The 23659-nt window shown below is 39.1% G+C and carries 27 protein-coding genes; 13 read left to right on the top strand and 14 right to left on the bottom strand.

Going from position 1 to position 23659, the window contains the following annotated elements; translation table 11 throughout:
* Nucleotides 1-71: 71 nt before the first annotated feature.
* The 7 genes from mrdA to J4N46_RS02255 form a co-directional block, all read right to left on the bottom strand.
* On the bottom strand, nt 72-1934 hold the full coding sequence (gene mrdA / locus J4N46_RS02285; RefSeq protein WP_009415031.1) for a penicillin-binding protein 2: 1863 nt from the start codon (nt 1932-1934) through the stop codon (nt 72-74).
* Nucleotides 1931-2437, bottom strand: a complete 507-nt coding sequence (locus J4N46_RS02280) for a rod shape-determining protein MreD (RefSeq protein ID WP_208057989.1) — start codon at nt 2435-2437, stop codon at nt 1931-1933. Before J4N46_RS02280 ends, mrdA begins: the two co-directional genes overlap by 4 nt.
* On the bottom strand, nt 2434-3270 hold the full coding sequence (mreC, locus tag J4N46_RS02275; RefSeq protein ID WP_208057988.1) for a rod shape-determining protein MreC: 837 nt from the start codon (nt 3268-3270) through the stop codon (nt 2434-2436). Before mreC ends, J4N46_RS02280 begins: the two co-directional genes overlap by 4 nt.
* Nucleotides 3271-3357: 87 nt before the next feature.
* Entirely contained in the window at nt 3358-4386 is a 1029-nt protein-coding gene (locus J4N46_RS02270; RefSeq protein ID WP_009415034.1) for a rod shape-determining protein, read from the bottom strand.
* A gap of 132 nt (nt 4387-4518) precedes the next feature.
* Entirely contained in the window at nt 4519-5154 is a 636-nt protein-coding gene (locus tag J4N46_RS02265; RefSeq protein WP_208057987.1) for a hypothetical protein, read from the bottom strand.
* A 265-nt stretch (nt 5155-5419) separates the two neighbouring features.
* Nucleotides 5420-6061, bottom strand: a complete 642-nt coding sequence (locus tag J4N46_RS02260; RefSeq protein ID WP_236013569.1) for a hypothetical protein — start codon at nt 6059-6061, stop codon at nt 5420-5422.
* 373 nt (nt 6062-6434) lie between these two features.
* Nucleotides 6435-6872 carry a hypothetical protein gene (locus tag J4N46_RS02255; RefSeq protein WP_208057985.1) on the bottom strand — a complete coding sequence of 146 codons (438 nt, stop codon included), beginning with the start codon at nt 6870-6872 and terminating at the stop codon, nt 6435-6437.
* A 443-nt stretch (nt 6873-7315) separates the two neighbouring features.
* On the opposite strand from J4N46_RS02255, the gene J4N46_RS02250 reads away from it, so the two are divergent.
* From J4N46_RS02250 to J4N46_RS02190, 13 genes are all read left to right on the top strand, one after another.
* Nucleotides 7316-8050 carry a TrmH family RNA methyltransferase gene (locus J4N46_RS02250; protein ID WP_009415670.1) on the top strand — a complete coding sequence of 245 codons (735 nt, stop codon included), beginning with the start codon at nt 7316-7318 and terminating at the stop codon, nt 8048-8050.
* Between the two features lie 209 nt (nt 8051-8259).
* The gene (locus J4N46_RS02245) at nt 8260-8451 is read left to right on the top strand and encodes a hypothetical protein (RefSeq protein WP_208057984.1); all 192 of its coding nucleotides are present in this window, start codon (nt 8260-8262) and stop codon (nt 8449-8451) included.
* The gene (locus J4N46_RS02240) at nt 8438-8995 is read left to right on the top strand and encodes a GNAT family N-acetyltransferase (RefSeq protein WP_288898283.1); all 558 of its coding nucleotides are present in this window, start codon (nt 8438-8440) and stop codon (nt 8993-8995) included. Before J4N46_RS02245 ends, J4N46_RS02240 begins: the two co-directional genes overlap by 14 nt.
* Nucleotides 8996-9009: 14 nt before the next feature.
* Nucleotides 9010-10737, top strand: a complete 1728-nt coding sequence (locus J4N46_RS02235) for a glutamine--tRNA ligase/YqeY domain fusion protein (protein WP_208057983.1) — start codon at nt 9010-9012, stop codon at nt 10735-10737.
* Between the two features lie 27 nt (nt 10738-10764).
* Nucleotides 10765-11013, top strand: a complete 249-nt coding sequence (locus tag J4N46_RS02230; protein ID WP_208057982.1) for an acyl carrier protein — start codon at nt 10765-10767, stop codon at nt 11011-11013.
* Nucleotides 11003-11896 (top strand): LpxL/LpxP family acyltransferase, encoded by an 894-nt coding sequence (locus J4N46_RS02225; RefSeq protein ID WP_208057981.1) that lies wholly within the window; start codon nt 11003-11005, stop codon nt 11894-11896. The genes J4N46_RS02230 and J4N46_RS02225 overlap by 11 nt, the downstream gene beginning before the upstream one ends.
* Nucleotides 11893-12783, top strand: a complete 891-nt coding sequence (locus J4N46_RS02220) for a dialkylrecorsinol condensing enzyme DarA (RefSeq protein WP_208057980.1) — start codon at nt 11893-11895, stop codon at nt 12781-12783. The genes J4N46_RS02225 and J4N46_RS02220 overlap by 4 nt, the downstream gene beginning before the upstream one ends.
* 13 nt (nt 12784-12796) lie before the next feature.
* The gene (locus tag J4N46_RS02215; protein WP_208057979.1) at nt 12797-12985 is read left to right on the top strand and encodes a hypothetical protein; all 189 of its coding nucleotides are present in this window, start codon (nt 12797-12799) and stop codon (nt 12983-12985) included.
* Nucleotides 12963-13532 carry a GNAT family N-acetyltransferase gene (locus J4N46_RS02210; RefSeq protein ID WP_394369217.1) on the top strand — a complete coding sequence of 190 codons (570 nt, stop codon included), beginning with the start codon at nt 12963-12965 and terminating at the stop codon, nt 13530-13532. The genes J4N46_RS02215 and J4N46_RS02210 overlap by 23 nt, the downstream gene beginning before the upstream one ends.
* 22 nt (nt 13533-13554) lie before the next feature.
* Nucleotides 13555-14682, top strand: a complete 1128-nt coding sequence (locus J4N46_RS02205) for a beta-ketoacyl-ACP synthase III (RefSeq protein ID WP_208057978.1) — start codon at nt 13555-13557, stop codon at nt 14680-14682.
* Between the two features lie 20 nt (nt 14683-14702).
* Nucleotides 14703-15137, top strand: coding sequence for a hypothetical protein (locus tag J4N46_RS02200; RefSeq protein ID WP_208057973.1), 435 nt, complete (start codon nt 14703-14705; stop codon nt 15135-15137).
* Nucleotides 15138-15148: 11 nt separating this feature from the next.
* A complete protein-coding gene (locus tag J4N46_RS02195) occupies nt 15149-15583 on the top strand; it encodes an acyl carrier protein (protein WP_208057968.1) in 435 nt (144 codons plus the stop codon).
* On the top strand, nt 15580-15975 hold the full coding sequence (locus J4N46_RS02190) for a hypothetical protein (protein WP_208057966.1): 396 nt from the start codon (nt 15580-15582) through the stop codon (nt 15973-15975). The genes J4N46_RS02195 and J4N46_RS02190 overlap by 4 nt, the downstream gene beginning before the upstream one ends.
* Here the strand turns inward: J4N46_RS02190 and J4N46_RS02185 are convergent, their stop codons facing one another.
* From J4N46_RS02185 to J4N46_RS02155, 7 genes are all read right to left on the bottom strand, one after another.
* Nucleotides 15976-17121: a DUF2062 domain-containing protein gene (locus J4N46_RS02185; protein ID WP_208057965.1), complete on the bottom strand. Its 1146-nt coding sequence runs from the start codon at nt 17119-17121 to the stop codon at nt 15976-15978.
* Nucleotides 17118-17603, bottom strand: coding sequence for a hypothetical protein (locus J4N46_RS02180; protein ID WP_208057964.1), 486 nt, complete (start codon nt 17601-17603; stop codon nt 17118-17120). Before J4N46_RS02180 ends, J4N46_RS02185 begins: the two co-directional genes overlap by 4 nt.
* Before the next feature lie 7 nt (nt 17604-17610).
* Nucleotides 17611-18354: a TIGR03915 family putative DNA repair protein gene (locus tag J4N46_RS02175; RefSeq protein ID WP_208057963.1), complete on the bottom strand. Its 744-nt coding sequence runs from the start codon at nt 18352-18354 to the stop codon at nt 17611-17613.
* Between the two features lie 3 nt (nt 18355-18357).
* Nucleotides 18358-19620 carry a putative DNA modification/repair radical SAM protein gene (locus J4N46_RS02170; protein WP_208057962.1) on the bottom strand — a complete coding sequence of 421 codons (1263 nt, stop codon included), beginning with the start codon at nt 19618-19620 and terminating at the stop codon, nt 18358-18360.
* A 30-nt stretch (nt 19621-19650) separates the two neighbouring features.
* On the bottom strand, nt 19651-20985 hold the full coding sequence (gene rseP, locus J4N46_RS02165) for an RIP metalloprotease RseP (protein WP_208057960.1): 1335 nt from the start codon (nt 20983-20985) through the stop codon (nt 19651-19653).
* Between the two features lie 22 nt (nt 20986-21007).
* Entirely contained in the window at nt 21008-22054 is a 1047-nt protein-coding gene (gene rlmN, locus J4N46_RS02160; RefSeq protein ID WP_208057958.1) for a 23S rRNA (adenine(2503)-C(2))-methyltransferase RlmN, read from the bottom strand.
* A 138-nt stretch (nt 22055-22192) separates the two neighbouring features.
* Nucleotides 22193-23653: a RagB/SusD family nutrient uptake outer membrane protein gene (locus J4N46_RS02155; protein ID WP_208057957.1), complete on the bottom strand. Its 1461-nt coding sequence runs from the start codon at nt 23651-23653 to the stop codon at nt 22193-22195.
* Nucleotides 23654-23659 lie beyond the last annotated feature (6 nt).

Below are 23659 nucleotides of genomic sequence, written 5' to 3'. Positions count from 1 at the left end.
GTCAGCATACGAATAAATGCCACTTACAAGGTCTAATTGTTGTAGTTGTGTAATTTCCATAGTTACTCTTTTTACTGATTAATACTAAACCGCTGACCACTATAAGGTTTCAAATATTCGTGTTCTAAGCTTTTCTCAATCATTTGTCGTTCAAAATCACACCTATACACCTCCCCTTTCAGATATTTTTCTATCATTAGCGAAGCTATAGGACCTGCTACACGTGCCCCGTAATAACCATTTTCTACAAATACTGCGATGGCTATTTTAGGGTCTTCTACGGGGGCAAAAGCCACAAATATAGAGTGGTCGGTAAGCTGCATACGCCTGCCATTCACCCTGATAAAGTTCTCGGCAGTTCCTGTTTTGGCAGCAATATTTATGCCATCTATCTGAGTGCGCCTTGCAGTACCTTGCAAATACGCCATATTCATACCCTTAATAATAGGGTCAAAATACTGAGACTCTATTGTAGTGTGCTTAGCTACTGTGTATTCCTGAAAAGGTGTTATTTTATTATCAATTTGCTTTACAATATGAGGCGTAAAGAAGTAGCCCTTATTAGCTATGGCAGCCATTACGTTGGCAAGCTGCAAGGGGGTAGTAAGTATTTCGCCTTGCCCAATAGCGTTAGAAATGTTGGAAGTACCATTCCATCGCCCTACGCCATATTGTTTGTCGTACAAAGCTGTATTAGGCACTTTGCCAGGTCTACCGGTAGGCAAATCACTCCCCAAGAAACCGCCCAAACCAAAGCTGCGCACGTGTTTATTCCACTGATCCATACCCACTTGCGAACTTGTGCGCATATCTATTGCCCGTTTATAAGTATTGGCAAAATAAGCGTTGCACGACAGCGCGATTCCGTGCAATAGGTCATTGGCACCGCGCCCACAGTGGCAGCGCATAATATGACCCCCATAGCGATAACCTCCACCGCAGCTAAACACACTTTGGGGAGTAATGACTTTTTCTTGTAGCCCTATCAGAGCATTGACTACCTTGAAAGGCGAACCAGGTGGATATTCTGCCAAGAGGGTACGGTCGTAAAGAGGTTTACCTATAGAGTCGTTGAATAAATCTGTATAGTTTTTAGAACGTTCACGCCCTACCAATAAAGCAGGATCAAAGGTAGGTGCCGATACCAAAGCTAAAATCTCGCCCGTTTTAGGCTCTATTGCCACGATGCCTCCGTGTTTGTGGTTCATCAGCAGTTCGCCATAAGCCTGTAATCCTATATCAATCGTAAGTTGCAAAGGTTTGCCCATTTGTGGCAAGGTATCCAAAGCACCATTTTTATAACGTTCTATAGCCGCGTTGTGCTTATCTTTTTGAAAGTACTGCACTCCTTTTTTGCCTCGCAAGAACTCTTCGTACTGTTTTTCTACCCCACTGCGCCCGATAAGCTCACCCGCCAAGTAATAAGGGTTTTTCTTTAATTCCCACTCATTCACCTCACTGATGTAGCCCAACACATTCCCCGCATTATGAGTGCGATAGCTGCGCAACATACGTTTCTGAATGTAAAATCCATTAAACTTACGCAACTTTTCTTGCAATTTAGCATAATCGTTATTAGAAAGCTGATGTACTATTACTGAAGGTTTTTTGCGTGAATAATCTTTTGCTTTTTGCAAGCGATCTGCAAATTCTGTTTTGCCAAGTTCTAATAAAGAGCACAACTCGAGTGTATCAAGCCCTTTTACCTCACTTGGAATTACCATTACGTCATAGGCAGGCTGATTGGATACCAGCAGCTCACCATTGCGGTCGTAAATATAGCCCCTTTCGGGGTAATCATACACAGTTTCTATGGCAATATTATCTATACCTGAAGTAGCTTCATTGTAAAAAACAACCTGCAAGAAGAAAAGCCGCAACAATATTACTGTTGCAGAAAATATAATAACAGCAGGTAATAAGTATTTCCTCATTTTTTACTTTTACTAAACAAATAAATGTATAGCAAACACACTATGATGGTAAATACTGAAGCTCCTATTATTTTTACAATCGTTATAAACAAATGATTGAAGTTAAACACTTCTAAAAAGTAGAATAGCAAATGATGCAGTACCACCATCAAGGTTGTATAGCTAAAGACTTTTGTAAACGGATATGCCAGCAAATCCAAATCTTGATACTCAAAATTCTTGCCAAACACTATATGAAGTATTGGCGAGCGCAAGTAGGCTATCAATACACTGCTGGCAGCGTGCAAACCTCCTGTATTTGAAAAAACATCTATCGTAATTCCTAAGAAAAAAGCCGACAGCAAATACACAGTACGGTTTTCCTGATAAGGTGCTACCAACAAAAATACTATGTATATCATTGGGTTTACATACCCCCAATAGGCTACATTGTTGAACAATAGCACCTGCAAAAGCACCAATACTATAAATAAAAAGGTATTCTTTACTAATGGGTGATTCATTGTGCGTCTTGTTTTTCTAATTCTTTGATAGCCTCTCTATCTATATCCTCTATAATATACACATAATTCAAGTTCGTCATATCGGTAAATAGCAGTACATCAATTATATAAGTGTTATCAAACTTGCTGCGTTCGTAATGTACTATCTTACCTATAGGAATACCTTTTGGAAATATATTCGACATTCCGCCCGTTACAATAGTATCCCCCATTTGTATAGGCGCTATATTAGGCACTTCTAATAATTGTACTACATTAGGCTGCTGGGTATTCCAGCGCAATGAGCCAAAATGTTCTGTGCGTTTTATCATTGCATTAAGTGCCGATTTGCTGTTCAGTACGCTTTGCACTGTAGCAAATCTGCCAGAGGTATGCTCTACGATGCCCACCACCCCACGAGGTGAAAGCACCCCCATATCTTGGCGCACTCCATCATTACTTCCCCTATCAATAGTGAGGTAGTTTTTGTGCAAACGATAGCTGTTTTTTATCACATTTGCCTTAAAAATTTTATACTTCACTTTATCGGTTTGCACTACCGAAAGTGAATCAGGCAGCGGTAGGTTTTTAAGTTTGTTTTCCAGCTGTAACAAGCGTGAGCGCAACGCTTTATTTTCTTCAGTAAGAGCTTCGTTTTCTGTACGCAAATGAAAGTAACTCGACCAATAATTGCTAAAAGCGTAAAGATTACCGCTAATAGCATTAGCCGAGTTGATATAAGCACTCTGTGAATAGTAATTGCTACTAAATACAAATCCTAATGACACTGCAAACAACACTAAAAACAGAAAAAAATCACGTGTGCGTATAAAAAACTGTATTATTTGATTCATAGTTATGTTTTAGCCGTTAGTTCTTAGCCATTAGTCGTTAGATTACGATATACTAACGAGTAATGACTAATCCCTAATGACTAACGACTATTTCAGCAATATACTTTTAAATTTACTAATATTTTTGAGGGTGATACCTGTACCGCGTACTACAGCGCGCAAAGGGTCTTCGGCTACATACACGGGCAAGTCTGTTTTTAGAGAAATACGCTTGTCCAATCCGCGAAGCATAGCCCCTCCACCAGCCATATAGATACCTGTATTATAGATATCAGCAGCCAATTCAGGAGGTGTTTGCGAAAGAGTTTCCATAATAGCATCTTCAATACGCAAGATTGATTTATCAAGAGCTTTTACCATTTCGCGATAAGACACTTGCACTTGTTTAGGTTTTCCGGTAAGCAAGTCGCGCCCTTGCACCATCATATCTTCAGGTGGCGCTTCTAAATCTTCGGTAGCAGCACCTACACTTATTTTGATATTTTCGGCAGTACTTTCGCCTACGTACAAGTTGTGCTGGGTACGCATATAATGCACTATATCCGAGTTGAAGATGTCCCCCGCAATTTTCACAGATTTATCGCACACAATACCGCCAAGAGCAATCACGGCAATTTCGGTAGTCCCTCCACCTATATCGATAATCATATTCCCTTTAGGCTGCATAATATCCAGCCCTATACCAATGGCAGCAGCCATAGGCTCGTGCACAAGATAAATATCTTTACCATTTACACGTTCGCAAGATTCTCTTACAGCACGAGTTTCCACTTCAGTAATACCCGAAGGGATACATACCACCATACGCAATGAAGGTGAAAAGAATCGTTTTTTGAGCGCAGGAATACTCTTGATGAGCATACTAATCATCTGCTCAGAAGCGTCAAAATCGGCGATAACCCCGTCTTTTAGCGGACGTATGGTATTGATACTAGGGTGTGTTTTACCCTGCATCATGCGAGCTTCTTGCCCTACGGCTATAATTTTTTTAGTATTTCTATCTAAGGCTACAATTGAGGGGCTATCTACTACCACTTTATCATTATGAATGATCAAAGTATTGGCAGTCCCTAAGTCAATAGCAATTTCTTCAGTAAGGAAGTCAAAAAAACCCATATTTTTTTATTATATTATCTATTATATCTATAATACGTTTAGCGGTTGCAAAATTATGAAAAAATAATAATATACACAAAAATATTTTTTGATTACTACGCCAATTCCACCCACAGGGGTAATTTTTAAATATCAATCTTTTATATAAAACTTATCTTTTTTCAAAGAGACTTCATCAAAGAAAGAAATATCTCTTATTTCAATACGATATATAATATTGTACGTTGCTTCGGGAGGATTATAAGATTTGATGGAAAACACCATTTTTTTATGTGTTTGCGGATTCTGATAAATATAGTTACTCCTTTTGGTGTCTTTAGCTTGAAAAACAGAATCATAGAAAATATTTCCTAATTTTTCTGTTAATTCAGGAAAGGAAATAAGGTATTTAGTCTTATCATAACAGACTTTCCCTTTTATTACATCATACCTACTATGGATAGATAAATCTAATGTATATACTTTTTTATCTCCTTTTTTATAAAAAATTAGTGATGCTTCACCATCATATTCATCCCCTTTTAAATTAGCATAAACTATTTTTTCTTTGGCGAATCCTGCTAAGTTATTCTTCTTTTCTATGGGAAGAAAATTTATCTTTTCAGAGGGTATACTCTGAAAAATATAAAGTATTTTTTCTTCTGAAGGCTCTTCTTTGGTTGCTTCTGAGCAAAAATTAAGCAATACATCTATTAAATGTATAGAGTCCTGTGCTTTTAAAGGCGAAGAGATGTATAGAAATAAAATAATCAATATTCTTTTTTTCATTGTTTTATGCAATTCTTGTTACTAAACGTGTTTAAACCCCGCTGGCGCAAGCTTGCAGCTTGCGCTCAATTCAAAATTCAAAATTCAAAATCGCTGCAAAGGTAATTTTTTAGCCTGAATTTTGTCCATTAAGCCATAGAAAAACGTATTTTCCTGAGTTCATTGCACTTATATAAAAATGCAAATTTAACTCAATTCAAATGTCAAAAAAATAAAACAGACATAAAGTACTGATAAACAATGTCTTATAACAAAAAATTAAAAATCAACGCAACAGCATTAATATATTCTTTCTTCGTTGTTTATTCTTTTTGCTATTTTTTAGAGGAGGCAGTGTAGGCATATCCATAGCATTTTCGTTATAACGTTCGTACTCCTCACGAGTATATTTTCCTGTTTTACAATTAAAAATATATTCGTAATAGGTATCTATCAAAACATCTATTCTTTCTTTAAAAACGATAACAGCTACCTTTCTATTATTATTTTTAAATTCAATATATAATTTATGCCAATCCCTATTTTTACCTGTGTAGAGATCAATAACGCCATCTTTATGCAATACCTCTAAAATAGCATTAAATGTCCATTTACCTAATTTTGCTTCTTCATTCACCTGAGTTTCTTTGCCATTCTCATCAAAGTAATGCCAAACACCTATTTTTACTACCTGCATACCTGCGTATTTACCATAGGCTTTAAGATTTCCATTTCCATAATAATCATAAAAACAATGATAATAGGCAGGTAAGGGAGGAATTACATCATAAAAGGTATAGTTCTCTCCTCCATACATAGGACGAAAAGAAGAACCATCTTTTAATTTGTAATACCCCCCATATTTAGGATCTTTCTCGAAATCTTTGTACCTTGTATTCCATAGGTTAAAATCAAATTTTTCGAACATAATTGTATCTTTTAAAGAATTTTTATTTTCTTGTGCCATCATATAATTTATTGTTAATACTACAATGTATAATAATATTTTCCTCATAAGAAATTTATTTTAATAAATAATGTTTTCGTATAGTTTCCCACTGCCCCCGCTGGCGCAAGCTTGCAGCTTGTACCCAATTCAAAATTCAAAATTCAAAATTCAGAATTCCCTTATCTTCTTTATTTAAAACAGATTATAAAAGTAGCTTCAATTTTCGGCTAAAAGATGATGAAAGATTGTAACATCATTCGTGAAAAACCCATTTCATTTCACTGGGCACGCCATACCTTTAGTACTCTGTTCTTAACAGAATTGGTATTGTCTGTAATTGGGTTTGACATAGTTATAATTTATTTAAAAAGCGATATAAGTATGGGGTGGCTTGCCCTTTATATATATAATCATAGTCATCTTCATCTACCCTTTTATAGATAGTTAAGTTGTTTGTTAAAGAAGAATAATTAATTTTAAAAACTTTTGCTCCATCTTTGTAGATGAGAACACTTATATTAAAATGATTTAATAAAGCTCTTTGATGATAAAAACTTTTCTTTTGTTTTAATTTTTGGCGTAATATTTTTTCTTGTTTGTGAGTTAGTTCTTTTGAAGATAACTCCTCAAAAATATCTTTCTTATCTTCTGTAGAACCAATACGAGACAATTCTTTATCTCTATAATAGTATCTTTTTACAATAATACTATCCGTTTCACCTAAATAAACTTGTGCCTTTACGGAAAATGTAAGTCCAAAAAGTAATAATGTGATTATAATATGTTTCATTTTAAAGAATAATATAAATTATTTAAGTTTCGCAAGTTGTTCTAAGCTGCTTCAGATAAGGGATTCAAATTAATCCATTTCATAAGTTGCTTATTTTCAGATATTATTTTTGTTATTAGTTCTTCAAAAGGTATCTCAAGAATCTCTGCTAAATCAAGAACTAATTCTTTGATAATAAGTAATATACGCCCCCCGCTGGCGCAAGCTTGCAGCTTGTGCCCAATTCAAAATTCAAAATTCCCATTACTCCCATTGCTCTCATTGCTCTCATTGCTCTCATTGCTCTCATTGCTCCCATAGCTCCCACAATTCAAAATTCATAATTCAAAATTCATAATTCCCTTATCTTCTTTATTTAAAACAGATTATAAAAGTAGCTTTAATTTTAAGGCAAAAATACAAAAAAATAATTATCTTTGCAATCTATCACTCAATTTCTTTTTATGCTTAGCAAAAATCAAATTAAACTTATACAAAAACTACAACAAAAAAAATATCGTAATGAGTTGCAGCTTTTTGTTGTAGAGGGTAAAAAAAGTATCCTTGAGTTCCTGCAAGCCGGCTACGAGCCGCAACTCTTGCTGGGAACTGATGTTTTTAGTAGTATGCCTGCTGATTGCCCTGTTACCTTGGTAAGCAAAGATGAACTTCGTAAGGTTAGTGGATTGCAAAATCCTGATGAGGGCTTAGCTGTTTTTCGGCAACCCAAACATAAGGGTATTTTGCAAGAAGGAGTAATCGTTGCTTTAGACAATATACAAGACCCTGGCAATTTGGGTACTATTATCAGGCTATGCGATTGGTTTGGGGTGGAAACGCTCCTTTGTAGCTATGGTACGGTAGATTGTTACAATCCTAAGGTAGTGCAAGCCTCTATGGGTTCGCTCACACGTGTAGCGGTGCATTACCTTGATTTGGCAGGCTTTTTGGCAACTACTAGTATGTCGGTTTATGTAACAGATGTTAAGAATGGTTCGGGGTTGTACAGCACTTCTTTTCCTGATGATTTTATCGTTGTTTTGGGGAATGAGGCTAACGGGGTAAGTGCTGAAGTAGCTGCTTTGGGCAATAGTTCGTTGTATATTCCGCGCTTTAGCAAACACCAACGCACCGAAAGCCTGAATGTAGCAATGGCTGCGGCTATTATCTTGGGCAAAGCTGTCCCCGACACACAATAAAGGTTCCCTTATCTTCCCCTTATCTTCCCCTTATCTTCCCCTTATCTTCCCCTTATCTTCAGCTATCGTTCGATGAAGTTTTGAACTCTGAATTTTGAATTGGCGGTAATGAAGGGAAATAGATTTTATTTGCTAATTCACTAAATTATTACTACCTTTGCACTTTGTAAAGAGGAGGGAAATCCCCTAATTGATAACATTTAAATATTATGGCAAGAGAAATACAACCTACTCCGGTACTTGAAGGGCAAGACGCTATTGATTTTTTAATAAAATTAGAGACTTATCCCCAATATCTAAAAGAAAAAGGCATCGTACTCAGTCGTAAAAAAATGGAGGAAAGTGCTAAATATTTTAAATCATTTTTCAAAAAAGAAGAAGAAAAAAGTGAAAACAAGTAATTCTGAAAACTTTACTGTTTTGTTGCTCACAGACGACCATATCATTAAACCTTTTGATTGTGAAGACGAAGATTTGAATGATTTTTTGTTTAACGAAGCTATTCTCTACCAAAAACAAATGCTTGCTACTACTTTTATTGTAGAAAATAGTGAACGAACTTTGGGATTTTATAGCCTGCTGAATGATACTATGCAAATAAAAGAAGAGCTATTTCCTTCAAAAAGTCAATATAAAAAATTTGTAGGTGGATTATTGCCGCATCTTAAACGACATTTAAAAAGTATTCCTTCCTTGAAAATCGGTCGTTTGGGGGTTGATAAATCTTACAAAGGCAAAGGCTTGGGGAGTATGATACTTCAAAATATAATAAGTGATTGCATCGCTTTTAATAAAAATCAAGCTTGTCGGTTGATAACAGTAGATGCTTATCGACAGGCTTTTCCTTTTTATGAAAGATTTGGGTTTCAATATATTTCTAAAAATGATGAAAATGAGGAGGTACGACAAATGTTCCTCGATTTGATGACGATTTCTAACGACTAACACATATACTAAAAATGACCGAAGAAATAAAAGAACAACGCGCTAATAACTTTATAGAAAATATTATTGAAGAAGACCTTGCTGGGGGCTTCCCTGCTAATGCTTTGCGTTTTCGCTTTCCACCTGAACCTAATGGCTACTTGCACTTGGGGCACGCGAGCTCTATTTGCTTAAATTTTGGACTTGGATTGCGATACAATGCTCCTGTAAACCTTCGTTTTGACGATACTAATCCAAGCAAGGAGGAACAGGAGTATGTAGATGCTATCCGGCGCGATGTGCAGTGGCTGGGTTTTCAATGGGATAAAGAATGCTACGCCTCCGACTATTTTCAAGAGTTATATGACTGGGCTGTAATGCTCATAAAGCAAGGGAAGGCTTATGTAGATAAACAAACTTCGGAAGAAATAGCTGCCCAAAAAGGTACGCCTACTGTACCGGGTAGTGATAGTCCGTATAGAAATACTTCACCTGAAGAAAACCTTGCGCTGTTTGAGCGTATGAAAAATGGTGAGTTTGCCAATGGAACTTATGTGCTTCGTGCCAAAATAGATATGGCTTCGCCTAATATGCTGATGCGTGACCCTATTATTTATCGCATTATGAATGCTTCGCACCACCGCACAGGTAATAAATGGCATATTTACCCTATGTATGACTGGGCTCACGGAGAAAGTGATTATCTTGAACAAATATCACATTCGCTCTGTACGCTGGAGTTCTTACCTCACAGGGAATTGTACGATTGGTTTTTAGACCAAGTAATCCCCTCGCCCCAAGGGGAGGAAGGAGCACACTCCAAACAGAGGGGAAGTGTGAGACCTAAACAACGTGAGTTTGCACGCCGCAACCTCAGCCATACGATTGTGAGCAAGCGCAAGCTATTGCAATTGGTTACTGAAAAATATGTAGCTGGCTGGGACGACCCTCGTATGCCTACTATTTCGGGATTGCGCAGGCGTGGCTATACTCCTGAATCTATACGAAAATTTGCCGATACTATCGGTATTGCTAAGCGTGAAAACTTGATAGATGTGTCGCTGTTGGAGTTTTGTGTGCGCGAAGACCTCAACAAGAAAGCTAACCGTGTGATGGCAGTACTTGACCCCGTGAAGGTAGTGATTACCAACTATCCTGAAGGACAAGAAGAGTGGTTGGAGGCTGAAAATAACCCTGAAGTAACCCCTATGACTTACCGCAAAGTGCCTTTTAGCCGAGAGCTGTATATAGAGCGTGATGACTTCCGCGAAGAAGCTGATAAAAAATACTTTAGACTGAAGTTGGGGGGTGAAGTGCGCCTAAAAAATGCGTATATTATCAAAGCCGAGAGTGTGGTGAAAGATGCAGAGGGCAACATCACTGAAATACATTGCTCTTACGACCCTGATAGCCGCAGTGGTAGTGGCACGGAGGCGAGTATGCGTAAGGTGAAAGGTACGCTGCACTGGGTATCGATAAAGCACGCAGTAGCTGCTGAAGCGCGTCTGTACGACCGTCTTTTCACTATAGCGGAACCTGACCGCCAAGAAGATAGTTTCTTGAATTATATAAACCCTGAGTCGCTAAAAGTAGTAACCGCCTATGTAGAGCCCAGCTTAACTACCGCTAAGGCAGGTGAGACGCTTCAGTTTCAGCGTCTTGGCTATTTCTGCATAGATGCCGATAGCAAAAATGGGAACCTTGTGTTCAACAAAACTGTGGGACTGAAAGATACTTGGGAAAAAGTGAAAACAAGTGAATAGAGACTAATAAATATATAAATATTGAGAATGAGCAAACAAGAAATTATTGAAATTACTACTCGTATTTTTGTAGAAGAGTTTGAGGTGGAGGCTACGCGAATAAGTCCTGAAGCTGATTTTCGTGAAGGCTTGGGGCTTGATAGCCTTGATTATGTAGATTTGGTAGTAATTATTGAAGAAGAATTGGGGGTGAAGTTGGTAGAAAATGATTTTAAAAAGATTGTTACTTTTGCTGACTTTTATACTACTTTAGAAGAAAAAGTGAATGCACAATAGTAATACAACTACCAAATGGCAAGGAAAATCAAAAGGTACGGTACTTGGCTACCGTATCTTTGTTTTCTTGATGAGGCATTTGGGTATTTATGCGGCTTATTCGTTACTGATTTTTGTTGCTTTTTATTACTTTCTCACCGAATGGCAGTCTAACCGCTTTATGTTCTATTACTTTAGGCATAGGCTGGGGTATTCGTTGGCTAAAACTATTGGTTCGCTGTACTTAAGCTACTTTACTTTTGGACAGATTATCATTGATAAAATTGCTATTTTAGCTGGACTAGAGCATAAATTTACTTTTGATTTTGACGGACAGGAGCTTTTATTCAAACTACTAGAAGAGCAACAAGGTGGGGTTTTGATTTCTGCTCATATTGGTAATTTTGAAATTGCTGAACCTTTTTTCAGAAAGATAGACCTAAAATTGCAAATTAGTACGATTACTACTGATATGGAGCGTTCGGTAATTAAGGAGTATTTGGAGGGTATAACGGAGCGCAAGTCGTTGAATCAGTACATTTATGTAAAACCTGATATGTCGCATATATTTGAAATAAACGATGTAATTGCTCATAAAAATATTGTATGCTTTACAGGGGATCGTTATTTTGAGGGGGGTAGGTCGCTAAAAGGGCGCTTATTGGGTGCAGAAGCTATTTTCCCAGCAGGTCCTTTTGTGATAGCTTCGCGACTGAAAGTGCCTGTTGTATTTGTATATGTAATGAAGGAAAAGGGGTTGCACTATCATCTTTATGCGCGGGTTGCAGAGGTGAAAAAAGCAGATGCTGAGTCGCTATTGGAGGCTTATACGGATAGTATGGAGCAGATGCTTAGAAAGTATCCACTACAGTGGTTTAACTATTTTAATTTTTGGGAGCAGTGAAGCGTATTTTAGTGGTATATTACAGCCAGTCGGGGCAACTAAAGGAGATTATAGATAGTTTGTTGCAGCCTATAGAGGGTGTTGCTGTAGATTATTTGGCTATTGATACAATTGAGGGTTTTCCTTTTCCTTGGACAGATGAAGCTTTCTTTGGGGCTTTTCCTGAGTCGTTTTTGCAAATTGCACAGCCTCTGCAACCTTTTGAAATGCCTTCCGATAATTACGATTTGGTGATTTTGGGTTACCAAGTGTGGTATTTATCGCCTTCCATTCCTATTAATTCTTTTTTACGAAGTGAAGCAGGCAGGAAGTTATTGCGAGATAAGCCTGTGATTACTATATCGGGTACACGAAATATGTGGGTTATGGCGCAAGAGAAGGTTAAGCTGCTTTTGGCTGATTGTGGGGCGCATTTGGTGGGCAATATTGCTCTGACGGATAGGCATCACAATCACATTAGCGTTATCACAATTGTACAATGGCTTTTTTCGGGGGATAAAAATAGGCGTTATCTTGGTATTTTCCCAAAAGCAGGGGTTTCTGCCAAAGATATACAAGGAGCGAGTGTGTATGGCAAACTTATTGCTGCTCACTTAGTAACAGGTAATTACACAGGGCTTCAAGAGGAAATAGTTGCTAATGGAGGGGTGCATTACAGGCGTTTTTTGATTTCGGCAGAAAAAAAGGCAAATCGCCTCTTTGGAATATGGGCAAAAATGATTTATGGTAGCAAACGGCGCAAACTGTTGCTAAAGTGCTTTCATTACTACTTATATATAGCTATTTGGGTACTGATGCCTGTAGTATGGTTGCTGTATTGGCTTACATATCCGCTATTTTTTTGGAAAGTGGAGCGGGACGTAAAAAGGGTAATCAGTAATAATTAAAAAATTAAAGATTATGGCAAGAGAGATAAAACCTACCCCTACTTTGGTAGGAAAAGAGGCAGAGGCTTTTTGGGATAAAATAGAAAACTATGATGCCTACCTAAAAGAAAAAGGAATTAAATTTGATATTAAAAAAATAGAGGCTGATGCTAACTATTTAAAATCTATATTTAAGCCTAATGGAAGAAATGGAGAAAAATAATGCAGAAGATTTAACTTTTCTTTTGCTTACAGAAGGGCATATAATTAAGCCTTTTGATTGTGAAGATGAGGATTTAAACGATTTTTTGTTTAATGAAGCTATTCCTTACAAAGAACAAATGCTTGCTACTACTTTTATTCTTGAAAGTAGTGAACGTACTTTGGGGTATTATAGCGTATTGAGTGATGGTTTTCGTGTGGAAGAGAACTTGTTTTTATCTAAAAGTCAATATAAAAATTTTCTAAAGTTAGTTCCCCACTCAAAGCGGCATTTAAAAAACATCCCTGCAGTAAAAATAGGTCGCTTAGCAATTGATAAAACCTATAAAGGAAAGGGGTTGGGAAGTATATTTATCAACAATATTATAAAAGATTGCTTAGAACTAAATACAAAGCAAGCTTGTAGATTGCTATTAGTAGATGCATACAAACAAGCATTACCTTTCTATGAGAAAATAGGGTTTAGATTTTTAACTAACAAAGATGAGCTTGAAGATACAAGATTGATGTTTCTTGATTTAATCAAAATGACTCCAATAGAAGAATAATGACATTTTTGAATAGTGTTTTATGAACGTTTATATAACAAAAGCAAGTAAATATTTACCTAACGACCCTATTGGTAATGAGCAAATGGAGTCTTATTTAGGGCTTATCAATCAGAATGCCTCGAAGGCACGGCGTATTGTGCTGCGCAATAATGGTATTCTAAAGCGTTATTATGCGCTTGATGCTGAGGGTAATCCTACTCATAGCAATGCTCAGCTTACTGCTTTGGCTGTAAAAAACCTAATGAGCAGTGATGTGCCGTGGGAGGCTATTGAAGTGCTTTCGTGTGGCACTTCTACTCCTGATGTGCTGTTGCCTTCGCATAGTGCAATGGTACACGGGCTTTTAGGAGGGCACTCGGTAGAGCTGAATGCCTCATCGGGGGTATGCAATTCAGGTATGAATGCCTTGAAGTTTGGGTATTTATCGGTAAAATCGGGCAATAGTACCAATGCGGTATGTACGGGTTCTGAACGCGTATCGGCGTGGTTGCGTGCCGATAAATACGAAAATGAAGTACAATTATTAGCCGAATTGGAAGCGCAACCTGTCATCGCTTTTAAGAAAGATTTCTTGCGCTTTATGCTGTCCGATGGTGCGGGTGCATTTTTATTGGAAAACAAACCTCGTGAAGGGGCTTTGCTTATAGAGTGGATGGACGCTTATTCGTATGCGCATCAGTTAGAGGCTTGTATGTATGCAGGAGGGGATAAGTTGGAAGACGGCAGCTTGAAGGGATGGAGTGAATACACCGCTGAAGCGTGGCTACAAGAGTCTGTTTTTGCTATCAAGCAAGATGTAAAGCTGCTCAATGAAAATATATTGGTGAAAGGAGCTGAAAGTATGCGTGCTACCTTACACAAACACCAGCTTGTAGCTGAGGATATTACCTATTTTCTGCCGCATATATCGTCTTGTTACTTCAAAGAACGCTTGTATGAGGCGCTCAAGGGAGTGGGTATTGATATTCCGCTAGAACGTTGGTTTATAAACCTGCCTGAAGTAGGCAATGTAGGCTCTGCATCTGCTTACTTGATGTTGGAAGCCCTAATGCAATCTGGCAAACTGAAAACGGGTGATACCATACTACTATCAGTACCTGAAAGTGGTAGATTTTCATACTCCTATGCTTTTTTAAGAGTTGTATAATCTTTAATATTCAAACGTTTATGGAATTACCTATTACTGATATTGCTGATGTATTAAGCCTTATCCCACAACGTTCGCCAATAGTAATGGTAGATGCGCTTTGGGAATATACCCCTACTACAGGTGTAACAGGGCTGAGCCTTACAGCTGATAACCTTTTCGTGCAGCAAGGAAGGTTCTTAGAAAGCGGGCTTATAGAGCATATTGCCCAAAGCATCGCATTGCACAAGGGGTATTATCACTATTTGCAGCAAAAACCAGCCCCAATGGGCTATATAGGAGCCATAAAGCATATCAGTATATATCGCTTGCCTATAGTGGGCGAAGCTCTGCGCACTGAACTGAAAATTATTCAAGAATTTATGGATGTTACCCTCGTAGCAATACAAACTTTTAGTAACAACACCCTTATAGCCGAAGGCGAAATGAAAACAGTTTTGGCTTCCACTCCCTAAATATTACTACAATGAATATCCCTATACAGCAATATCTGCCCCACCGAGCTCCGATGCAAATGGTTGATACTATTACAAATATCAGCAGTACACACGTAGTTACCGAATTTACTATAAGCAGCTCTTGCATTTTTGTTGCTAAGGGAGTTTTTGCCGAAATAGGATTGATAGAAAATATGGCACAAACCTGCTCGGCTATTGTTGGGCAGTTTATTTATGAGCAACACGAGCAACCTAATTTGATAGGGTACATAAGCACTATAAAAAAGAGTGAAATATACAAACTACCTATAGAGGGGCAAACCATACGCACCGAAGCTACGCTACTTTCACAAATAGATACAGAAGACTATACCCTCTGCGCTATGAAGTGCAGTACTTATGAACAATCTACCCTTTTGGCTACTGCCGAACTCAATTTAGTAATTAAAAACTTATCCTTATGAAAGAAAATGAAGTACCTCAGCAAGAGGGCGCACTGGGCGATATAAAAGAACTATGCTATGCCACCGATACCAATGGCAATTATACTACCTGCTTAAGTGCAGGATGGGAAGTGAAAAACATAGCTTTAGAAGCCTCATTTGCACTACTAAACGAACAGATAGCGCAAGCCAAAACAGCTATGGAAAACGGCATTAGCAGCCCTATTCCCTATTATATGTTGCTCAATCGTATGGACTGGGCGGTACTTGCTAGCGCTATGCATCGCTGGCAGTGGATTATAAAACGACACGCCAAACCTTCTGTTTTCAAAAAACTATCTGCCAAAACGCTACAACAATATGCCGAAGTGTTCAATATTACTGTTGATGAACTCTGTAAGTTCTCGCGTTAGCTACCTTTTTTTGCTACTCAGTTTCAGCATAAGATAGGTAAGCATTCCTAAAGTTATTGCCACAGTAGTAGAAAGGATAGCACTTCCTACCAAATACTGCAAAAGATTATCTTTTATAAATTCTTTGGCATAGTCCATAGTAAAGTCAGTAGTGCGAGGAAGCACTTCACCTCCTACAAAAAAACTACCCACTTTCATTGAGGCAAGCATAAGCACCGGTATCATTGGCGGAATACTTACGTTAGAACACACAAAAGCCAAAGTCTTATTCAGTTTTAGAAAAACAGCCAAAGCAAGTGTCAGTACTGTCTGCAACCCCCATAAAGGCGACAAACCAAAGAAAAGCCCCAATGCTACTGAATAAGCCTTCACCTCATCGCTGCTATCACTCTCAAGCACATCTTCCTTTATAAATCGTTTAAAGCTTTTCTTCCTAAAGCCTCGTATAAAATCACGCGGCTTAATATAAAAAAGAGCTATCAGCACCAATATCGTATTCAGCACACTGATACGCAAAAAATCACGCACAGGGCGAAAGTGCGACACTCTTTCTGCAGGGTCATAAAGTACCTGCACAGGCACATTTTTTAGCGGCACACCTCGCCAACTACTTCGCACCAGCACCTCTATTTCAAATTCAAACTTCTTGCTGTAGTAACGTTTAGGTATAAGCCTTAAGGGGTACATCCTATACCCCGACTGTGTATCTGTGAGTTTTACGCCCGTTTCAAACTGAAACCAAAAGTTAGAAAACCAATGCCCAAAACTACTCTTTTTAGGCACTCCCTCCTGTTGCATATTGCGGCTACCCACCCAAAGAGTAGGTTCTGTAGCTTGTGCTTGTGCCTGAAGGAAAACCTCTATATCTTCTGGGTAATGTTGCCCATCCGAGTCTATCGTCAAAGCATACTCATAACCCAGCTCACGTGCCCTTTCAAAGCCCACTTGCAAAGCGTTGCCTTTACCTCTATTAGCCGGCAAAGTAATCACCTCCAGCTGATGATAGTTTTTCAACAGCAAAGCCGTACTATCAGTAGCGCCATCGTTAATCACGATAATGTTAGGAGTGTGTTTTAGCACCCCCTCAATCACACGTGTGAGTGTACGATCGTTATTATAAGTAGGTATCAGTACGCAATAATTCATAAGCCCAAAGCCTTTTTATCAGCTGCTGTAAATTCTTTTGATTTTTTTATATACCCCGCCACATAGTGCCGAACATCAAGTGGTAATCTTTCGTAGTTTGCAATGATAAACGCCTTATCCTCAGCAATATGGTTGCGATAAGGCACTATTTTTGGCAAATTTTCTTGCACACTTAGCCTGATGAGCCGCAGCTCAACATTATCAGGCTGCCCTGCAATAGCCTCCTCTATCAGAGGCTTCCCCTCTTTCAGCAAAGCGATACGATTCTTTTTATATTTAGCTAGTATCACCTTGCTTGCACCCTTATAAGCAGTTAGCAACCCATCGGTTGATACATTTTGTGCCATTAGGGTTTCAAATGCAACCGCATTCGCCTCACTATCAGCTGCTGTGGTATAAGCACTACGTATCTTAGCAAGTGTTTGCGCTGGCAACAAACCAACGTTCAACAGCATTAGTAGTAAAATTATATATTTTTTCATTTTTCAATCAATCTTTTAGCTCTGTCAGGTAGCGCCAATATCGCTTGGGCATATTTCTCATTTGGTACTTACTATTCTTACGCTCAACAATATTGATATGCCGAAAATAAGTCTTCCAAAGCTGTTCATACACATCAGTAGCACGTTCAATAAGTTTGCCAAACTGCTTATTGGCAGGAGTAAAAGTTGTAACCTTTTCCAAGTCGTATACAAAGCCATAACACCGGCGAAGGTCGTAGATTATCCATTGTTGGTCAGAAAATCTATTCTTAAAATGAGGTATCACCAGTGGCAACACATCATACTGAGGGGTAAGTTGTGCAAAATACACCTCGCCCACCCTTTCAAAGCGCACAAATTCTTTCATTCTATGCACCTCGCGCGACACGCTCTTGGCTGCCTTTTGTATATGAGCTATAGCCTGATGTCCAAAATTCTCTAATACATTCATTTCAGGCATACGCACCATCAGTCGTATTGCTTCTAATATATGATTTTCTATCTGTGTTTCAGCCGAAAGAAAAGCCCTTAGCAGTATAGCCACCCCCGCCTTGCCCCAACGCTGTTCCACTTTATGCAACACACGCCAAGCCTTGTCGGCATCGGTATATATTGTTTCCTCTTCACCAAAAAGCAAAGTAGTTGCAGCACCTTCAGGCTTAATATCCACCTCCTTATAGCCGTATTCATATACCACAAACACCGCTGTTAGCAAGCCCTCAAACGAACCATCATATTGCAACTGAACCATAACTCAATCAAACAAAGACAGTTGTCCCGTAAAAAGACCCTTATATTTACTACCCCCTTTACTGAGCAATAGTTGTCGTAGTTTTACCCCCTCCATAGTTCCCGCTATAGGCATTGCACCGCTACAAGTAATAAAATACTTCGCCCTGCTAAGTGTTATTCCCATCTGTTTCAAGTGATAGTATGTCAGTTTCTGAAATACCCGTGTAGCCAAGATACGTTCTACACCGCGTACGCCCACACCAGGAATCCGAAGTAGCCATTCACGAGGAGCCGTATTCACATCTATCGGAAAAAAATCCTGATGACGCAAAGCCCACGCCAGTTTCGGGTCTATCTCCAAATCCAAAAAAGGATGAGCAGGGTCAAGCAATTCATTAGGAGCAAAGCCGTAATAACGCATTAGCCAATCGGCTTGGTAAAGCCTATTTTCGCGCACCACAGGCACCTGTGTATGGATAGAAGGCAATCTACTATCCTCTAGTACAGGCACATAGCCCGAATAATACACACGCTTCATCTGCAGTTTGCCGTACATATAGCTTGCCACATCTATAATTTTCTGGTCAGTTTCGTCAGTAGCTCCTACAATCATTTGCGTACTCTGTCCTGCAGGGGCAAAAGTAGGCGTATGCTTGTATTTCATCTTTTCTACCGATTGTATTGCCAATTCGTTCTTCACAAAGCGCATCGGAGCCACCATTTGGTCGTGATTCTTCTCAGGAGCAAGCAGTTTGAGCCCCTCTTTAGTAGGAATTTCAAGGTTGATAGAAAGCCTATCGGCATAAAGTCCTGCCTCGCGTATCAGATGTTCACTAGCACCGGGAATCGTTTTCAAGTGGATATATCCATTAAAACGCTCCTCCGTACGCAATTTTTTAGCCACCCTCACTAAGCGCTCCATTGTAGTATCAGCGTCTTTAAACACACCCGAACTAAGAAAAAGCCCCTCTATATAATTCCTACGATAAAAGTTGATTGTCAAATCCACCACCTCTTGCACGGTGAAGGCAGCGCGAGCAATATCGTTTGTACGCCGCGACACACAGTACACACAATCGTAAATACAATGGTTGGTAAGCAAAATCTTCAGTAGCGAAATACAACGACCATCTTCTGTAAATGAATGACAAATACCAAAAGAAGCCGTATTACCCAGCGCACCTTTTTTGCCTTTCCTATTAGCACCACTGCTCGCACACGACACATCATATTTTGCCGCATCAGCCAATATGGCTAATTTCTCCTTTATACGCTCAAAATCCATCGTTAGTCGTTAGTATTTAGTGTTTAGTCCTTAAAGATACGCCCGTACGGCTCGTACCAAATCACTACCATTAGCGTAGAGCAGTAGTGCTACCAAAATTACAAACCCCACCATTTGAGCATATTCCAAAACCTTTTCGCTTGGTTTTCTGCCACTTATCATCTCGTAGAGTAAGAACACCACGTGCCCACCATCCAAGGCAGGTATTGGCAAAATATTCATTACCCCCAAAGCTATCGAAAGGAAAGCCGTAATATGCCAAAAAGCCAGCCAATTCCAGCTCTCAGGGAAAAGTTTCCCTATAGTACCAAAGCCCCCCAATTCACTAGCACCTTTTTTGGTAAATATAAACTTGAATTGCGATACATAATCACGCAGCACATCATAGCCATATTGTACGCCGTGCGCCAAAGCCTCACCCAAACCATATTGCCTATTAGTAAAATGTACTTCACCTTCGCTTTGAAAGCCCGATACACCTATTTTTTTATCACCATTAGGCACAACCTTCAGTTCCATACGCACACCCTCGCGCTCAATAGTAAAAGGAATAGAATGAGTATTACCCACCAAATTAATTGCAGGCGATACATCCGAAAAATAATAGATAGGTTCACCACCAATAGCCAAAATCTTATCACCCTTGCGCAAGCCTGCTCTTTCGGCAGGCATTCCTGCCACTACAGTATCTATGATAGGCAAAGTTTTCATCGTTACAGGCGAAGTTTCACCACGCATAAAAAGCGTTTTCCCCAATGTATCGGGAAGCGATACGCGATGAGCAGTACCATCTTGGCGCAACACCTCTAGCTGAGTAGCTCCGCGCAATAAAATATACTTATTGGCGTCTACCAAATTTTCTAATTTTTTACCATTTACAGCTGTAATAATATCACCATTTTGCAAGCCGTAAGCACGCAACGTACGCGATATAGCAAACCCTTGTTTTACCCCATCAGCGTACAACTGCTTTTGCCCCCACACAAATAAAATCATTGTATAGATAAAGAAACCCAACAGCAAATTCACCGTTACCCCTCCTATCATAATGAGCAAGCGTTGCCACGCAGGTTTCGACCTAAATTCCCAAGGCTGAGGAGGTTGTGCCATCTGTTCCTTATCCATACTCTCATCAATCATTCCCGCTATTTTTACATAGCCACCCAGCGGAAGCCAGCCAATACCATATACTGTCTCTCCTATTTTCTTTTTGAAAAGGGCAAACTTCACATCAAAGAATAGGAAGAACTTCTCTACTCTTGTTTTGAAAAGTTTTGCAGGTATAAAGTGACCCATTTCGTGCAGAATCACCAAAATCGAAAGACTCAGTAACAGCTGAGCCGCTTTTATCAAAAATATATCCATAAATATAATTGTTATCCTTTTGTTATTTATTTTGTCCTTTATTTGCCAACTGACCACAAGCGGCATCTATATCCTTGCCGCGTGAGTGCCGCACCGTTACCGTAATGCCTGCCTCCTCAAGAAGCTGTTGGTAAAGCTGCAAAGCCTCTGGTGCTACTTGCTGAAAATCACCATCATCAATAGGGTTATACTCTATGAGGTTTACCTTAGAAGGAGCAAATTTACAGAATTTTATAAGTGCCTCCACATCTTTGCGCTGGTCGTTAATGCCCTTCCACACCACATATTCATAAGTAATCCGGTTGCGCGTTTTCTGATACCAATACTGCAAAGCCTCACGAAGCTCTTCCAGCGGAAACTGCTCATTGAAAGGCATTATGCTAGTACGAACACTTTTGATAGCTGAATGCAAAGATACTGCCAATTTAAACTTCACCTGATCATCTGCCATTTTTTTTATCAATTTGGGTACCCCCGAAGTAGAAACCGTAATGCGTTTTGGCGACATTCCAAGCCCATCCGCCGAAGTAATTTTATCAATTGCCTTCAGCACGTTGTTATAATTCATCAGCGGTTCGCCCATACCCATAAAGACGATATTGGTAAGCGGTCTGCCAAAAAAAGCCCTACTTTGCTCATCAATCACACGCACTTGGTCATATATTTCATCAGCCAGCAAGTTACGCATACGCTTAAGGCGCGCCGTAGCACAAAACGAACAGTTCAAGCTACAGCCCACTTGGCTCGATACACAAGCCGTAGTGCGCGTATCGGTAGGTATCAATACCGATTCTACCAGCAGCCCATCGTGCAAGCGTACAGCGTTTTTTATAGTACCATCATCGCTGCGTTGCATCACATCCACCTTTATATGGTTGATTACAAACTCCGCTTCCAGCATTTCACGGGTAGCTTTGGGCAAGCTCGTCATCGCCTCAAAGCTATGAACCCCCTTTTGCCACAACCATTCGTACACCTGATTACCACGAAAAGCTTGGTCTCCTTTATTTTTAAAAAAAGTACGCAGTTCCTCTTTACTAAGCGCTCTTATATCACGTTTTTCATTCATAGTTAGTTCAAGCCATTCAGCGGGCAAAGATAGTAATTATTTATGAATCTCAGAATTTGTAAAAAACAAAACTTTGCCAAAAGCTGTTGCACAACCTTTGGCAAAGTTTATATTGATTATTATATAGGGTTTAGAATATTAATACCCAGGGTTTTGGTCTGCTTGTGTAAGACTTGGGTTTGCACTATACGCATCTTTAGGGATAGGCAACTGCCAACGATTATCTCCCACTGGAAGTGTTACCCAACCAGCTTCGGGTACTGTACCACTACCATCAGCAAATGCTCCTTTAGTAGGGTTACGTTGTATAGGCATCGCCAAACGTTTTAGCGTAAAGAAACGATCTCCTTCAAAAGCTAATTCTAAACGGCGTTCTAAGATAATAGCGTTTAATAGTGCTGTACCCGTTTCGTTACCACTTGTAAAGCTTTCATAACGTTGTGAGCGTACCGCATCCAAATCGGCAAGGGCTTGAGTAGTATTTCCTAAACGGTAATTAGCCTCAGCTCTTGTAAGATACACCTCTTCTATACGGATATATTTACCATCTACTACGTTTGCATTTCCTGAAGCTCTACCAAAGTATTTAGAGACACTGTTGTAAGTATTGGAACCATAAACCCCTGTAGAGATAGTGGTTGATTTGCGGATATCATTACTTTGGTACAAATGGTACAAATCATATGAACAAACGTATTCTGCTTTATTTTGTCCTTGTGATTTTTGTCCGTAAGCATTTCCTATTTGTATTCTGTCTTTATCAGTAAAAAGCACACGGAAGAGCACATTGGCAGTGTAGGCATCTTTCCACACATTAGCAAACTGATCACGAGGTGCTATCCTGAATGAGTTATCAGCTATAACTTCTGTAGCGTATTGTGCTGCTTTTTGATAATCACCATAGTAAAGATATACTCTTGATAATATAGCACGTACAGCAGTTTTATTTAGTCGTCCATTTCTTTTAACATCGTCCATTAGCGTTATTGCATTTTCTAAATCTTCAATAACTGCTTTATAGGTATTATCTACAGTAGTACCCACACGGCGTGGCTGAGCTTCTGGGTCAAACTTTTTAAAGTAATAGATACCTAAACTTTGCTTAGCATCAGCTGATTGTGTAGGTATTTTGCAATACAAACGAGCGATATCAAAATGAGCAAGACCTCTAAGTGCCAAAGCTTCACCTTTGATAGCATTTCTTGCTGCAGGAGTTGCTTTAGTTAATCCATCTATATGACCTAATATGTCATTTGCCCTACTGATAAGCTTATACGCCCTTGAATAAAGGTTATAACCAGGAGTATTAGCATTGTAACGTAACTCATATAATGTCCTAAAGCTTCCTCGTCCATTAGGATTGTAAGTTAGGTTATCCGAAAGTACATCAGGGCAATTGAAAATACCACCATCATTACTGTAATAACCATATGCCATAAAGCCACCATAAGTTCCTTTTAGTGCAGTTTGAAAACCTTCAATGGTAGAAAACAACTTATCGGCTTCTACCCCATCGTATGGCTCACGATCTAAATCACAAGCTACTAAAGTAGTAGCGAGCGACAACATAAGTACTATTTTTTTATATATTTTTTTCATCGTCAT

This window comes from Capnocytophaga bilenii (assembly GCF_017565765.1).
Taxonomy (GTDB): Bacteria; Bacteroidota; Bacteroidia; order Flavobacteriales; family Flavobacteriaceae; genus Capnocytophaga; species Capnocytophaga bilenii.
Note: the sequence above shows the minus strand (reverse complement) of the source record. Positions and strands in the feature narration are given on the sequence as shown.

Bases quoted from the DNA above. Each gene is read 5' to 3' on its own strand.
- mrdA (WP_009415031.1), bottom strand. From the start codon at position 1,934: ATGAGGAAATACTTATTACCTGCTGTTATTATATTTTCTGCAACAGTA.
- J4N46_RS02280 (WP_208057989.1), bottom strand. From the start codon at position 2,437: ATGAATCACCCATTAGTAAAGAATACCTTTTTATTTATAGTATTGGTG.
- mreC (WP_208057988.1), bottom strand. From the start codon at position 3,270: ATGAATCAAATAATACAGTTTTTTATACGCACACGTGATTTTTTTCTG.
- J4N46_RS02270 (WP_009415034.1), bottom strand. From the start codon at position 4,386: ATGGGTTTTTTTGACTTCCTTACTGAAGAAATTGCTATTGACTTAGGG.
- J4N46_RS02265 (WP_208057987.1), bottom strand. From the start codon at position 5,154: ATGAAAAAAAGAATATTGATTATTTTATTTCTATACATCTCTTCGCCT.
- J4N46_RS02260 (WP_236013569.1), bottom strand. From the start codon at position 6,061: ATGTTCGAAAAATTTGATTTTAACCTATGGAATACAAGGTACAAAGAT.
- J4N46_RS02255 (WP_208057985.1), bottom strand. From the start codon at position 6,872: ATGAAACATATTATAATCACATTATTACTTTTTGGACTTACATTTTCC.
- J4N46_RS02250 (WP_009415670.1), top strand. From the start codon at position 7,316: ATGCTTAGCAAAAATCAAATTAAACTTATACAAAAACTACAACAAAAA.
- J4N46_RS02245 (WP_208057984.1), top strand. From the start codon at position 8,260: ATGGCAAGAGAAATACAACCTACTCCGGTACTTGAAGGGCAAGACGCT.
- J4N46_RS02235 (WP_208057983.1), top strand. From the start codon at position 9,010: ATGACCGAAGAAATAAAAGAACAACGCGCTAATAACTTTATAGAAAAT.
- J4N46_RS02230 (WP_208057982.1), top strand. From the start codon at position 10,765: ATGAGCAAACAAGAAATTATTGAAATTACTACTCGTATTTTTGTAGAA.
- J4N46_RS02225 (WP_208057981.1), top strand. From the start codon at position 11,003: ATGCACAATAGTAATACAACTACCAAATGGCAAGGAAAATCAAAAGGT.
- J4N46_RS02215 (WP_208057979.1), top strand. From the start codon at position 12,797: ATGGCAAGAGAGATAAAACCTACCCCTACTTTGGTAGGAAAAGAGGCA.
- J4N46_RS02210 (WP_394369217.1), top strand. From the start codon at position 12,963: ATGGAAGAAATGGAGAAAAATAATGCAGAAGATTTAACTTTTCTTTTG.
- J4N46_RS02205 (WP_208057978.1), top strand. From the start codon at position 13,555: ATGAACGTTTATATAACAAAAGCAAGTAAATATTTACCTAACGACCCT.
- J4N46_RS02200 (WP_208057973.1), top strand. From the start codon at position 14,703: ATGGAATTACCTATTACTGATATTGCTGATGTATTAAGCCTTATCCCA.
- J4N46_RS02195 (WP_208057968.1), top strand. From the start codon at position 15,149: ATGAATATCCCTATACAGCAATATCTGCCCCACCGAGCTCCGATGCAA.
- J4N46_RS02190 (WP_208057966.1), top strand. From the start codon at position 15,580: ATGAAAGAAAATGAAGTACCTCAGCAAGAGGGCGCACTGGGCGATATA.
- J4N46_RS02185 (WP_208057965.1), bottom strand. From the start codon at position 17,121: ATGAATTATTGCGTACTGATACCTACTTATAATAACGATCGTACACTC.
- J4N46_RS02180 (WP_208057964.1), bottom strand. From the start codon at position 17,603: ATGAAAAAATATATAATTTTACTACTAATGCTGTTGAACGTTGGTTTG.
- J4N46_RS02175 (WP_208057963.1), bottom strand. From the start codon at position 18,354: ATGGTTCAGTTGCAATATGATGGTTCGTTTGAGGGCTTGCTAACAGCG.
- J4N46_RS02170 (WP_208057962.1), bottom strand. From the start codon at position 19,620: ATGGATTTTGAGCGTATAAAGGAGAAATTAGCCATATTGGCTGATGCG.
- rseP (WP_208057960.1), bottom strand. From the start codon at position 20,985: ATGGATATATTTTTGATAAAAGCGGCTCAGCTGTTACTGAGTCTTTCG.
- rlmN (WP_208057958.1), bottom strand. From the start codon at position 22,054: ATGAATGAAAAACGTGATATAAGAGCGCTTAGTAAAGAGGAACTGCGT.
- J4N46_RS02155 (WP_208057957.1), bottom strand. From the start codon at position 23,653: ATGAAAAAAATATATAAAAAAATAGTACTTATGTTGTCGCTCGCTACT.